The following is a 12427-nucleotide window of genomic DNA, read 5'->3' on the forward strand; positions in this document are numbered from 1 at the left end:
CGGGCATATCGGCCATCGACCTTCACACCAGCGCCACACTTTGGCTAGCGTGCTCGATCAGGCAGCCCGTACCCCCAACGGCGATCCACGCCAAGCGGGCGGCCCACGTCGAATTCGGACTTTCCTGAAGGAAGTTCGGAACCGGGGACCCACAGTGCACAACCGGGGTGAATCGGGCCTTTCGCTCAAGGTCCGTAGGGCAGCCTTCCGTTCCGCCCGAACCCGACAGCTAACCCGGTAGGCGGTCCACGGAAGGAGATGCCGACCTTGGCGTCGCATCGCAAGCCGCGCAGTCTCAGCGGAGTACGTACCGCTTCTCCCGCCGTCGGGATCACGACAGCCGCGCTCGCCTCGGTCACGTTGCTCTCGGCGCAGAGCGCGAGTGCCGCGCCCGTCGATCCGAAGCCGTCCATGGAAGAGGTACAGAAGAAGGTCGACGATCTGTACCGCCAGGCCGGCAGTGAGACGCAGAAGTACAACCGGGCGAAAGAGGCCACGCAGAAGCAGAAGCGCGCGGTCGACCGGGTGCTCGACGAGGTCGCCAAGCGCGCGGACAAGCTGAACGAGGCCCGGCGTACGCTCGGCTCGTTCGCGGCCGCGCAGTACCGGGAAGGCGCGGTCACCCCGACCGCCGCCCTGCTGTTCGCGGACAGCCCGCAGTCGTTCTTCGAGCAGAAGCAGGTGACGGACCGGCTGACGGAGCGCCAGCGCGGCGTCCTCACCGACTACCAGACGCAGCAGGCCGACGCCGCGAAGAAGCGGCAGCAGGCGTCGAAGGACCTGGAGTCGCTCACCGCCTCGCAGGCCGCGCTGCGAACCAGCAAGCAGAACGTGCAGCAGAAGCTCGGCGCGGCGCGTGCGCTGCTGTCGAAGCTGACCACGGAGGAGAAGGCGCGGCTGGCCGCGCTGGAGCGCAAGAAGGAAGAGGAGGCCCGCCGCAAGGCGGAGGCACGGGCGAAGCAGGAGGCCCGCGCGAAGCAGGAGGCCGAGCGCAAGCGCGAGGAGCGGCAGGCTCAGGCCCCGGCGGCCGGTACGGGCTCGGGCAGCGGCTCGGGCACGGGTACGGGCAGCGGCTCGGGTACAGGTACGGGCTCGGGCAGTACGGGCACCGGGACCGGTACCGGCACGAGCGGCGGCACCGGAGCCTCGGACGGCAGCTACGCCACCAAGGCCGCCAAGGTCCTCTCCTTCGCCCGCGCCCAGAAAGGCAAGCCGTACGTCTGGGGCGCCACGGGACCCAGCTCGTACGACTGCTCGGGCCTGACCCAGGCCGCCTGGAAGGAGGCGGGCGTGGAGCTGCCGCGCACCACCTGGGACCAGGTGAAGGCCGGCACGCGCGTCGCGACCGAGGATCTGCTCCCCGGTGACCTGGTCTTCTTCTACGACGACATCAGCCACGTCGGGATCTACATCGGCGACGGCATGATGATCCACGCCCCCAAGCCGGGCGCGAACGTCCGCGAGGAGTCGATCTACTACATGCCGATCTACGGAAGCGTCCGCCCCGCCTGACAGGGCCCCGGGGCCCTGTCAGGTCCAGAGCGTGGCGATGAAGATGTTGACCATCGTCAGCCCGCCCACCGCGCCGAACAGCGGCTTCGGGGCGGTCTCGTCGTCGCGCTTCACGTACACCACGGCCAGGATCACGACCAGCACCGCGAGCTTGATGCCGACCTTGATGTTGTTCACCGTCTGGTCGTCGGCCTGGTTGAGGCCCACCAGGGCCACGCCCGTGACGAGCATCGTCAGCGCGCCGTGCAGCATCGCCTTGTTGAAGCGGGCCGTCCCCGTGCTCATCGACTTCATCTGAGTGAGGAAGCCGCCGAGCAGCGAGGCTATGCCGATGATGTGAAGCGCGACGAAGACATTGATGAGTACGTCCATGTCCGGACCCTATCGAGGGCCATAGCACCACCGAGCGGCGAGGTGGGGCTCTGTTCCGATATCGGTCGGGTCCGGACGGAAAGGGCTTCCGAGACCGCGATCATGCCGGTCACAACCCGGCCCTGTTCTGCCACCTCTCGCCAATACCGGCCATGCCGAGGCCGGACTGTGACCTTGCGCCCTAGCGTCCTTCTCCTGGCGACCGGCCATGACCCACCGTGACCGACTAGGGAAGAGGATCCACCCCCGTGGCAGCGCACCGAAAGCCCAGACAGCGCACGCTCACCGGCCCCGCCGGCCGTACCGCCGCCACTCTCGCACTCGCCGGGGCCGCGACCGTCACCGCCTTCGACGGCCCCGCACACGCCGAGCCCCAGCTCACCCCGGCCCAGGTCAAGGCCAAGGTCGACGCGCTGTACGAGCAGGCCGAGACCGCCACCGAGCGGTACAACGGGACGAAGGTGAAGGCGGACAAGGCCCGTACCGCGCTCACGCATCTGCGGGACGAGGCCACGCGCAGGACGGAACGGCTCAACAACGCGCGCAACGCGCTCGGTTCGATCGCCTCCGCGCAGTACCGGGCCGGCGGCCTCGACCCCGCCGTACAGCTCGCGCTCAGCTCCTCCCCCGAGGAGTACCTGGAAGGGGCCTCGCTCGCCGAACGGGCCGGTTCCCGGCAGGCCGCCAGGATCGCCGCGATCCGCAGGGAACTCGCCCGCATCGCCGAACTGCGCGCCCGCGCCGACGGCCGGCTCACGGAGCTGAGGGCCTCCCAGTCCGAGCTGGCCCGGCACAAGTCCGCCGTCCAGGAGAAGATCGGCTCCGCCCAGCGGCTGCTCGACCGCCTCACCGCGCCGCAGCGCGCCCAGTACGACCAGCGGGGCGGCCAGGGCCGGCAGGACGCCGCGTCCCTCGCACCCGGCGCGGTGCGGGCGCCGAACCCCCGTGCCGCCGCGGCCGTCGCCTACGCCTACGGGGCGATCGGCAAGCCGTACGTCTGGGGCGCGACCGGACCCGGTGCCTTCGACTGCTCCGGGCTCACCCAGGCCGCCTGGCGCTCCGCGGGTGTCTCCCTCCCCCGCACCAGCTACACCCAGATCAGCACGGGCCAGCGGGTCTCACGCGGCGATCTCGCCCCCGGTGACCTGGTGTTCTTCTTCTCCGGCATCAGCCATGTCGGGATCTATGTCGGCGGCGGGCAGATGATCCACGCCCCCCGGCCGGGCTCGGCGGTCCGGCTGGCGCCGCTCGACCAGATGCCGTTCGCCGGCGCCAGCAGGCCGGCCTAGGCCCTGTCCGGCCGATCTTCGTGGGCCCGGAACGCCTGGCACGGCGCCTCGCCGCGTTGTCGGAGTCGGCCAAGTACGTCCAGTACGAGGCCGATCCTCCGCCTTGCGATCCACCGCGCCAGACGTCCCGGGCTGATCCACGAAGATCGACCGGACAGGACCTAGGCCCTGTCCTCAGAGTCCCGCAACTCCGGAGTCGCCGAACGGCCCACACCGGAGTGCCGGTTGCCCCTCCCCGGGTCACGATGGGCGCAGCATCCCGTCTGCCCTGAAGGGGGAGCCGTGAGACGAGCCAACGCCGTCAGAGGAACGGTTCTCGCCGTCGGCGCACTTTTCGTCCTGGCGCCGGTCGGCCTCACTCCGCGGGGGTGCGGCGATCTCTCCGGCGGCCGGCTCTGTATCGAGGGCCCGGTGGGCGGCGTGGGACCGTTCACCGTGCGCTACGAGCAGTACCAGGGCCGGCCCGGTGTCGCCGTACGCCTCGGCTACCAGCGCAAGGACGACCGGATCACCGCGTTCCCCGGCTGGCTGGGCACCCAGCAGACCTGGCACGGCCGCGCCGAACGGACCGGCAGGCTCAACACCGCGCCGGGCGAGTGCATCCGCGGCGTGATGGAGTACCGGGACCGGACATACGTCACCGAGTGGCACTGCTCGTAGACCGCGTGGCCCGGACAGCACGCACACCGGACGGCGCGTACACCCGACAGCACGTACACCGGACGGCACGCACACCGACAGCACGTACACCCGACAGCACGCGGACCGGACAGCACGCGGTCCCGGACCGGACGGCGCGGAGGCTCAGACCAGCCTGCGCGCCGTCGCCCAGCGCGTCAGCTCGTGCCGGTTGGAGAGCTGGAGCTTCCTCAGCACCGCCGAGACATGGGACTCGACGGTCTTCACCGAGATGAAGAGCTGCTTCGCGATCTCCTTGTACGCGTACCCGCGCGCGATGAGCCGCAGCACCTCGCGCTCGCGCTGCGTCAGCCGGTCCAGGTCCTCGTCCACCGGCGGCGCGTCCGTCGAGGCGAAGGCGTCCAGGACGAAGCCGGCCAGCCGGGGCGAGAAGACCGCGTCGCCCTCCTGCACCCGGAAGATCGAGTCGACCAGGTCCGTGCCGGTGATCGTCTTGGTGACATAACCACGGGCGCCGCCCCTGATGACCCCGATCACGTCCTCGGCCGCGTCCGAGACCGACAGCGCCAGGAAGCGCACGGGACGCTCGACGGCGCCCATCATCGGCGCGCAGCGGCGCAGCACCTCCACACCGCCGCCGCCCGGGAGATGGACATCGAGGAGCACGACCTCGGGCCGGGTCGCCGTGATGACGGTGACCGCCTGGTCGACATCGGCGGCCTCGCCGACGACCTCGACGCCCGTCTCCTCCGTACGGCCGATCTCGGCCTGCACTCCGGTACGGAACATCCGGTGGTCGTCGACGAGCACGACCCGTACGCGCCGGCCGTCCGCCGCCCGGCCGCCGCTCTCCGCACCGGTGGCCCCGGCCTGTGCGCCCTCGCTCATGCTCTCTGTCCCTCGCCCTAGTCGTTCGCCGCTGATACACACCGGTGGTGCGGGCCGCTCGCACGGGCCGGGCCCCGGCACCCGCCCTCAGTCTGCCCGTTCCATCTCCAACTCGACCTCCGTGCCGCCGCCGGGCACCGAACGCAGCCGCGCCGTGCCGCCGTTGCGCTGCATCCGGCCGATGATCGATTCCCGTACGCCCATCCGGTCGGCCGGGACCGCGTCCGGGTCGAAGCCGGGGCCCCGGTCCCGTACGGAGAGGAAGACCGTACGGCCCTCCACCTCCGCGAAGACCTGTACGGCACCGCCCTCGCCACCGTACTTGGCGGCGTTGACCATCGCCTCGCGCGCGGCCTGCATCTGCGCGGCCAGCCGCTCGTCGAGCGGGCAGTCGCCCACGACCACGACCTCGATCGGGACCCCGTGATAGTCCTCGACCTCCGCCGCCGTGCGCTTCACCGCCTCGGCGAGGGTGGTGGGTTCGTCCTCCTCGTCCTTGCCCGTGCCCTCGGGTTTGTAGAGCCAGGCGCGCAGCTCCCGCTCCTGGGCGCGGGCGAGCCGGCGGACCTCGCCCCCGTCGTCGGCGTTGCGCTGGATGAGCGTGAGGGTGTGCAGCACGGAGTCATGGACGTGCGCGGCGACCTCGGCCCGTTCTTGCGCGCGGATACGCATCAGCCGTTCCTCGGAGAGGTCCTGCGTCATCCGTACGAGCCAGGGACCGGCGAGCAGGGCGACCCCGGCCATGACGGCGATCGCCCCGGTCAGGATGTTGCCGAACTGGGCCGCCGCGCCGCGCACCACCATGAAGACGGTCAGGCCGAGGCCGACCAGCGCGACGCCCGCGAGACCGCGGGCGAGCTGGAAGATCCGGGGGCGCCTGCCGACCTCGGTCCAGCGGGCGCGGCGCGCGTTGTCCGCCTGCCGCCAGACCAGGACGACGCCCGCGCCGATCAGCAGGGTGGGCCATATGTAGCGGTCGGCGTTGTTGCCGCCCAGATTGACGTTGCCGACGAAGACGGACGCGCCGATCAGCAGCGCGACGAGCGCGAAGATCTGGCCCGCGTCGGGTGTGCGGAGCCGCCGCCGGCCGTCCGGGCGGGTCTCGAAGAGGGTGCGCGGTTCGGCCGTCGTACCGCCGACACCGAGCGGTACGACGATCCAGAAGACGGCGTAGAGCAGCGCGCCGAGGCCCTGCGCGAAGAGGAGACCGAGGAAGACCAGCCGTACCCAGACGATCGGCAGCCCGAGATGCCCGGCCAGCCCGCGCGCGACCCCGCCGAGCATCCGCCCGTCCACGCTGCGGTAGAGCTTGCGCGGAGCCGGTTCCTCGGACAGGGGGGCGCGGGAGGCTGAGGTCGCGGCGCGTGGCGGGGCGGCTGGCATGTCATTGATGGTCACATGGCGCGGTGTGGGGGACATCAGGGTCGGACCCCTGAGGCGACCCTGAGACCTGGGGATACCTGAGGGGTCACTGAGGGTGCGGGGAGATGCCCGGGGAGTGCTCCCAGGCGCTCTCAGGCCGCTCCTGGGGCGGGCTGAGGCGGATACCTAGGGGCGTGGCCTGGGGCAATATCAGGGACAGACCGGGGTCGGCGGCGCTGGAGCCCACGCCCGCGCGCCGTCACCATGGACGTATGACCCAGCCGTCCCCCGCGCCGCCCGCCGCGCCGCCCCCGGCACCGGCCCCCGGCGCCGGTACGGGCACCGCGCCGTCCCGTCCTCCTACCCCGGACCTGCGGCGCAGCCACCGGCAGAAGATGGTCGCCGGGGTGTGCGGCGGTCTCGGGCGGTACTGCGACATCGATCCGGTGATCTTCCGGATCGTGATCGGGGTGCTCACGGTCACCGGCGGCATCGGGCTGATCTTCTACGGCTTCGCCTGGCTGCTGATCCCGCTGGACGGCGAGGACGAGAACGAGCTGCGCAGGCTGCTGTCGGGCCGGGTCGACGGCTCGTCGCTGATCGCCGTCCTGCTCGCGCTGGTCGGCTGCGGACTGCTTCTGTCCATGCTGGGCGACGACGGCACGCTGTACTTCGCCACGATGCTGTCGATCGCGGTCGTGGGCTCGGCCGTCTGGTCGCAGCGCCGCCGCCTCACCGCGCCCGCCGGTATGTCCCCCGACTCGGCGACGGCGCACGCCACGGCGGAGGCGCCTCCCGAGACCCAGGCGCCGCCGACGCCGGGCGGCGCCCCCTCCTGGTGGCGTGACCCGATCGTCAAGGACGGCACCACGGGCCGGGTGCCGGGCCGCCCGGCCGAGGCGGACTACCTGTGGGGTCCGCCGGAAGTCGCCGAGGGGCGCCGGGAGCGGCGCGACGGCGCGACCCCGCTGTCGATACGGACGCCACGCCCCCGGGGCCCGCGCGGGATCAGCGGCACCGTGTTCCTGTTCGCGCTGCTGGCGGGCGGACTCGGCATGGGCCTGACGTGGGACAGCCGGCCGTTCGGCACGAGCCTGGAGATCGGTCTGGCCGCCGCGCTCGCGGTTCTCGGGCTGGGGCTGGTGGTCAGCAGCTTCCTGGGCCGTACGGGCCTGGGCACGATCTTTCTGGCGATGGTCACGGCCGGGCTGCTGGCGGCGAGCGCGGCGGTGCCCAAGGACATCACGACGGAGTGGGGCCGCCGGCAGTGGACCCCGGCCGCCGTCGCGTCCGTGGAGCCCCGGTACGAGCTGGGTTCGGGCATCGCCACCCTCGATCTGACCGGCCTCGCCGTCCCCAGGGGGCAGACGGTCCGTACGTCCGCCGAGGTGGGCGCCGGGCAGCTCAAGGTCGTCGTACCGGAAGGAGTGACGGTGAAGGTGCGGGCCACGGCCGGCTTCGGGGACATCAGCCTCCCCGGGGAGCCGCCCGACGAGGTGAACATCTCCCCGGACCAGTCGCGGCAGCGCACACTGTCGCCGCGCGCCGGGTCCGCCCCGGCGGGGGCGCTGGAGCTGCGGCTCGAAATCGGCGTCGGCCAGGTGGAGGTGACCCGTGCTGCGTCATGACTTCAGACCGGGCCGGCTGTTCGTGGGGCTGACGATGCTCGGCACGGCCGTGCTGTACGCGGGCGACGGCGCGGGCACCTGGCACACGCCGTGGTTCGTGGCCTTCCCGCTGGTCTTCTGCGGCCTCTTCCTGGCGTCCGTCGTCGCCTGGACGCACTACCGGATACGCCGCCGCCGGCCGGCCAGGACGGCATCCAGCGAGAACACCGGCGCACCGGCCAGCACGAGCGGCAGCCAGGCCATGAGATAGGCGAGGTCGTTGCCGTAGTAGTACGGGGTGCTCTGCCAGCTGACCGTCAGCCACAGGCTCAGCGAGATCAGGGCGCCGCCGAACGCGGCGAGCCGGGCGAGCACCCCGAACAGCGTGCCCAGCCCCACGGCGAGTTCGCCGAGGGCGATGGCGTATCCGAACCCCGAGGGGCTCTTGAGCGCCAGATCCACCAGCGCGGGGATGGCCGAGCTGTCCCGGACGGCCCGCATCATCTCGCCGACGGACCCCGTGCCGGTCGCCGAGAAGAAGCCGTTCTGGGTGAGTTTGTCGATCCCCGCGTAGATGAAGGTGACGCCGAGGAAGATCCGCAGCGGCAGGAGCGCGTAGCGCGAGGCGTTCTCGCGCCACCCCGTCCGCTCGTCACCGAGCCGCCCGTAGGTGTCCGTCCGGTAGCCATGCGTCATCGCTGGTCCGCCTCTCCTGTCCCACGCCGCTGCCGCGGGGGCGACTGTCCCCGCGTGCCTTGTCCATGCATACGCATCAGGACACGTCCGGCACTCAGTGAACCAGCCAACAGCCTGTCGGAATCGGACAGTCATCAACAGACTCTGAACGGTAAGCGGCCGGATACGTTCACCACCTGACCCGACCGTTCACACCTGACGTCAGGTCCGACCTCAGACATGAACGGGCCCCGCCCGCCGGCCCGACGTCCGCCTCCCGCCTCCCGACGTCCGACGTCCGACGTCCGACGTGACCGTCCTAATCCATGACCTCGACGATCACCCGATTGGTCTCGATTCCGGCCGCCGTCACGACCTGCACCTCGACGGGGCCCGGCTCCACGTCCACCGGTACGGGCACGGTGAGCGAGGTGTCCGACGGATTGGCGAAGCCGCCGGGGACCGGCACCAGCGGGACATGGACATGGACCGCGCCGATCCTGACGACCATCCGGGCCAGCCGGTCCGGGGTGCCCGCCCCCGGCGGCACGAATCCGGCCCCGCGGATCTCGATGTCGTCGCCGGTACGGATCGGGGCGTCGAGATCGCCCGCCTCCCTGGCCCGTACCACCGACAGGACGACGGGCCGGCCGCCCTCCGCGTACTTGCCCGCGAAGTAGGTGGCGGCGGAGACCGCGACCAGCAGCGCCAGCGCCCAGGGCAGATCGGGCAGTTGCTCGGGCCTGCGGGCCAGCCGGACCGCGGAGAAGACCACCGCGACGGCGCTCACCAGCGTGTACTGCACATCCGTGAAGCTGCCGCGCCCGGCGTCGTCGCAGAGCAGATCGGCCAGCCGCGGCCGGTCCGCCCGGACCTTCTGGAGCCGCTGGCCCAGGACCCGTACGGCCACCACCCGGCGTACGACGACGGCGATGGCGCACGCCACGGCCAGGACGGTCACCAGGCCCGCGCCCCGGGCCAGTTCGAGCCCGGCGATCAGCTCGTCGCGCCGGCCGGGCCCGGAGGCGCCCGCGAGCTGGAGGGCGAGGACGAGCACGGAGAAGACGGCGAGCAGGACCCAGGCGGAGGCGACGGTCCGTGAGGTCGACAGCCGGTTGTCCTCGCCGATCATGGGCGCGAGCAGGCCGCCGCGGCTCCGGTGCAGCCAGGCGGCGGCGGTCAGCAGCCCCGCGACGACGAGCGCGGCGAGCAGTCCGGCCGTACGCGCGAGCGTCCAGCCGGCCCCTATCGCGGTCACGGACTGGACCAGCGCGAGCAGGACGACCCCGCCCCACACCACCAGCAGCGTCCGCCGCCGGACGGCGTACAGCCAGGCGTCGCCCGCCTCACGGCTGCGGTCGGCCACCACGTTGGCGGACTGGGTGAGCTCGTCGGAGACCCACTGGCGGGAGGCCGCCGCCGAGTACGCCACCGCGGCGGGCAGCCCCTGTCCCGCGGCCAGTTCGTCCCGCTTCACCAGGAACGCGGCCACCGCTCGCCGGTGCCCCTCCCGCGCCCCGTGCGGGCAGTCCCCGCACATACAGCCTCCGCCGTGCGCGCCCTGCCTCGCCTCTTGCACCGCCACGCCGAACGCCGCCTTTCCCGCCCCGCCCACCGAACTTCCTTGCAACGCAAGGAAAATTCTGCCGTACGGAGGGCAACCCGCGCGCCGTAGAGGCGGTCGGAACGGGTGACAACAGCGTTACGGTGTTGACGCCGGAGGCGCGCCGCGCGTCACTCCCACTCGATGGTGCCCGGCGGCTTGCTCGTCACATCGAGGACCACGCGGTTGACCTCCGCGACCTCGTTGGTGATCCGCGTGGAGATCCGCGCCAGCACGTCGTACGGCATCCGCGTCCAGTCGGCGGTCATCGCGTCCTCGGACGAGACGGGCCTGAGCACGATCGGATGGCCGTACGTACGCCCGTCACCCTGCACACCCACGGACCGCACATCGGCGAGGAGGACCACCGGGCACTGCCAGATGTCCCGGTCGAGCCCGGCCGCGGTCAGCTCCTCGCGGGCGATCGCGTCGGCCTCGCGCAGCAGGTCGAGCCGCTCGCGCGTGACCTCGCCGACGATCCGAATGCCGAGGCCCGGTCCGGGGAAGGGCTGGCGCTGGACGATCTCGTCCGGCAGCCCCAGCTCCTGGCCGACCATCCTGACCTCGTCCTTGAACAGCTTGCGCAGCGGCTCGACGAGCTCGAACTCGATGTCGTCGGGGAGCCCGCCGACATTGTGGTGGGACTTGATGTTGGCGGTGCCGGTGCCGCCGCCGGACTCGACCACGTCCGGGTACAGCGTGCCCTGGACGAGGAACGCGACGTCCTCGCCCTCCGCGCCCGCCTCCGCGACGATCTCGGCCTGCGCCTGCTCGAAGACCCGGATGAACTCCCGGCCGATGATCTTCCGCTTCTGCTCGGGGTCGGAGACCCCGGCCAGCGCGGTGAGGAAACGCTCCTCCGCGTCGACGACCCTGAGCTGCACTCCGGTGGCGGCGACGAAGTCCTTCTCGACCTGCTCGGTCTCGCCCTTGCGCATCAGCCCGTGGTCGACATACACGCAGGTCAGCTGGGATCCGATGGCCTTCTGGACAAGGGCGGCGGCCACGGCCGAGTCCACCCCGCCCGACAGCCCGCAGATCGCGCGCTTGGTGCCGACCTGCTCACGGATGAGGGCGACCTGCTCGTCCACCACATTGGCGGTGGTCCAGGTCGGCTCGATCCCGGCGCCCCGGTAGAGGAAGTGCTCCAGGACCTGCTGGCCGTAGGTGGAGTGCATGACCTCGGGGTGGTGCTGCACCCCGTACAGCTTCTTCTCGTCGTTCTCGAACGCGGCGACGGGTACGACATCGGTGGAGGCCGTGACGGTGAACCCGGCGGGCGCGGCGGAGCAGGCGTCGCCGTGCGACATCCAGACGGACTGCTCGGCCGGGGTGCCCTCGAAGAGGGTGGAGCCGGTCTTGGAGACCCGCAGTTCCGTACGGCCGTACTCCCGCGCTCCCGTGTTGTCGACGGTGCCGCCGAGCGAGGTCGCCATCAGCTGGAAGCCGTAGCACATGCCGAAGACGGGGACGCCGGCCTCGAAGAGCGCGCGGTCGACGCTCGGGGCGCTCTCCGCGTACACGGAGGACGGGCCGCCGGAGAGGATGATCGCCCGGGGGTTCTTGGCCAGCATCTCGGCCACCGGCATGGAGGACGGCACGATCTCGCTGTAGACCCGTGCCTCACGGACGCGGCGGGCGATGAGCTGGGCGTACTGCGCGCCGAAGTCGACGACGAGTACGACGTCGGGAGCGGCGGCGGGGGGTGCTGCTGGCACGGGGGCGGCCTTCCGGCGGTGATGGAACGTGGGATGTCGCGGTGCCAATTCTAACGGCGGGCGGACACCGGCCGGGGACGGCCGCTCGTCTCACCATCCGAACCCGCTGTGCCCCGTGCGGGTGGGCGGGGTGCATACTGTCCGTATGCACACGCAGCTGACCTTCGTCTTTACCTATGGCACCGGCCCGTCCGGCTGCCATGGTCGTGCTGCTTGAGCTGACAAGCGACTTCCCAGGCGCCCCGGGCCGACAAGGCCCGGGGCGTCTGTCGCGTTCGGGGCCGTGTGGCCGCCGGGGCCGTTCATCCCCCGAGCCTCCCGAGAAGGAACCCCGAATGACTGTCACGGAGAACACCGGCGCCCGTACCGAAGGGGCCGCCGCGCTCATCGGAGACGCGCGCGAGCGCATCGACGCGCTGGACGACCGGATCATCGGTCTGGTCCAGGAACGGATGGCGGTCTCGGCCGTCGTCCAGGACGCGCGGCTGGCCTCCGGTGGCCGCCGGGTCCATCTCTCCCGTGAGATGGAGATCCTCGGCCGCTACCGGGAAGCCCTCGGCAAACCGGGTACGGCGCTGGCGATGACCCTGCTGGAGCTGAGCCGGGGCCGCATCTGAGTTCGGATGCCGCTCTCACCCGTACGGCGCGTGACCGGGTCCGGCGAGGCTTCGTTGGACCGTGCGTCCGCGCCCAGCCAGGGGCGGTGAGCGTGCAGAAAGAACAGAGGAAAAGCAGAGGAAAGCCACGCGTGGCTCCGCCCGG

The 12427-nt window shown here is 71.6% G+C and carries 12 protein-coding genes and 1 riboswitch; of the genes, 6 read left to right on the forward strand and 6 right to left on the reverse strand.

The features are described 5' to 3' along the window. Window positions 1-96: 96 nt before the first annotated feature. Window positions 97-260, forward strand: a riboswitch (cyclic di-AMP (ydaO/yuaA leader). Window positions 261-267: 7 nt separating this feature from the next. Beyond that, entirely contained in the window at window positions 268-1512 is a 1245-nt protein-coding gene (locus ACIOGX_RS25500; RefSeq protein ID WP_401916496.1) for an NlpC/P60 family protein, read from the forward strand. Between the two features lie 18 nt (window positions 1513-1530). Here the strand turns inward: ACIOGX_RS25500 and ACIOGX_RS25505 are convergent, their stop codons facing one another. Next, a complete protein-coding gene (locus tag ACIOGX_RS25505) occupies window positions 1531-1884 on the reverse strand; it encodes a hypothetical protein (protein WP_401916499.1) in 354 nt (117 codons plus the stop codon). Between the two features lie 248 nt (window positions 1885-2132). On the opposite strand from ACIOGX_RS25505, the gene ACIOGX_RS25510 reads away from it, so the two are divergent. Together ACIOGX_RS25510 and ACIOGX_RS25515 are read left to right on the forward strand one after the other, a co-directional pair. After that, complete coding sequence (locus ACIOGX_RS25510) at window positions 2133-3173, forward strand: NlpC/P60 family protein (protein WP_384765522.1); 1041 nt, start codon at window positions 2133-2135, stop codon at window positions 3171-3173. A gap of 282 nt (window positions 3174-3455) precedes the next feature. Next, a complete protein-coding gene (locus ACIOGX_RS25515; RefSeq protein ID WP_356515769.1) occupies window positions 3456-3833 on the forward strand; it encodes a hypothetical protein in 378 nt (125 codons plus the stop codon). Between the two features lie 144 nt (window positions 3834-3977). Here the strand turns inward: ACIOGX_RS25515 and ACIOGX_RS25520 are convergent, their stop codons facing one another. Further along, window positions 3978-4700 (reverse strand): LuxR C-terminal-related transcriptional regulator, encoded by a 723-nt coding sequence (locus ACIOGX_RS25520; protein WP_383964734.1) that lies wholly within the window; start codon window positions 4698-4700, stop codon window positions 3978-3980. Between the two features lie 87 nt (window positions 4701-4787). Then, window positions 4788-6083 (reverse strand): PspC domain-containing protein, encoded by a 1296-nt coding sequence (locus ACIOGX_RS25525; protein WP_356515765.1) that lies wholly within the window; start codon window positions 6081-6083, stop codon window positions 4788-4790. A gap of 251 nt (window positions 6084-6334) precedes the next feature. On the opposite strand from ACIOGX_RS25525, the gene ACIOGX_RS25530 reads away from it, so the two are divergent. Further along, window positions 6335-7690 (forward strand): PspC domain-containing protein, encoded by a 1356-nt coding sequence (locus ACIOGX_RS25530; protein ID WP_401760482.1) that lies wholly within the window; start codon window positions 6335-6337, stop codon window positions 7688-7690. Then, window positions 7677-7940 carry a hypothetical protein gene (locus ACIOGX_RS25535; RefSeq protein ID WP_401916504.1) on the forward strand — a complete coding sequence of 88 codons (264 nt, stop codon included), beginning with the start codon at window positions 7677-7679 and terminating at the stop codon, window positions 7938-7940. Before ACIOGX_RS25530 ends, ACIOGX_RS25535 begins: the two co-directional genes overlap by 14 nt. On the opposite strand, the gene ACIOGX_RS25540 is transcribed toward ACIOGX_RS25535, so the two are convergent. The 3 genes from ACIOGX_RS25540 to guaA form a co-directional block, all read right to left on the reverse strand. Continuing rightward, window positions 7847-8365 (reverse strand): DoxX family protein, encoded by a 519-nt coding sequence (locus ACIOGX_RS25540; RefSeq protein WP_356515761.1) that lies wholly within the window; start codon window positions 8363-8365, stop codon window positions 7847-7849. The two genes, ACIOGX_RS25535 and ACIOGX_RS25540, sit on opposite strands and share 94 nt — an antisense overlap. A 298-nt stretch (window positions 8366-8663) precedes the next feature. Next, window positions 8664-9884 carry a hypothetical protein gene (locus ACIOGX_RS25545; protein WP_401761371.1) on the reverse strand — a complete coding sequence of 407 codons (1221 nt, stop codon included), beginning with the start codon at window positions 9882-9884 and terminating at the stop codon, window positions 8664-8666. Window positions 9885-10078: 194 nt separating this feature from the next. Beyond that, window positions 10079-11665 carry a glutamine-hydrolyzing GMP synthase gene (gene guaA, locus ACIOGX_RS25550; RefSeq protein WP_401916507.1) on the reverse strand — a complete coding sequence of 529 codons (1587 nt, stop codon included), beginning with the start codon at window positions 11663-11665 and terminating at the stop codon, window positions 10079-10081. Window positions 11666-11865: 200 nt separating this feature from the next. Here guaA and ACIOGX_RS25555 point away from each other — a divergent pair, with 200 nt between their 5' ends. Next, window positions 11866-12282, forward strand: coding sequence for a chorismate mutase (locus ACIOGX_RS25555; RefSeq protein ID WP_401916687.1), 417 nt, complete (start codon window positions 11866-11868; stop codon window positions 12280-12282). Window positions 12283-12427: the final 145 nt, after the last annotated feature.

The sequence above is a fragment of the Streptomyces sp. NPDC088147 genome (assembly GCF_044741565.1).
Lineage (GTDB): Bacteria > Actinomycetota > Actinomycetes > Streptomycetales > Streptomycetaceae > Streptomyces.

Coding starts and splice junctions, on each gene's coding strand:
- ACIOGX_RS25505 (WP_401916499.1), bottom strand. CDS start 1,884: ATGGACGTACTCATCAATGTCTTCGTCGCGCTTCACATCATCGGCATA.
- ACIOGX_RS25520 (WP_383964734.1), bottom strand. CDS start 4,700: ATGAGCGAGGGCGCACAGGCCGGGGCCACCGGTGCGGAGAGCGGCGGC.
- ACIOGX_RS25525 (WP_356515765.1), bottom strand. CDS start 6,083: ATGCCAGCCGCCCCGCCACGCGCCGCGACCTCAGCCTCCCGCGCCCCC.
- ACIOGX_RS25530 (WP_401760482.1), top strand. CDS start 6,335: ATGACCCAGCCGTCCCCCGCGCCGCCCGCCGCGCCGCCCCCGGCACCG.
- ACIOGX_RS25540 (WP_356515761.1), bottom strand. CDS start 8,365: ATGACGCATGGCTACCGGACGGACACCTACGGGCGGCTCGGTGACGAG.
- ACIOGX_RS25545 (WP_401761371.1), bottom strand. CDS start 9,884: ATGTGCGGGGACTGCCCGCACGGGGCGCGGGAGGGGCACCGGCGAGCG.
- ACIOGX_RS25555 (WP_401916687.1), top strand. CDS start 11,866: ATGGTCGTGCTGCTTGAGCTGACAAGCGACTTCCCAGGCGCCCCGGGC.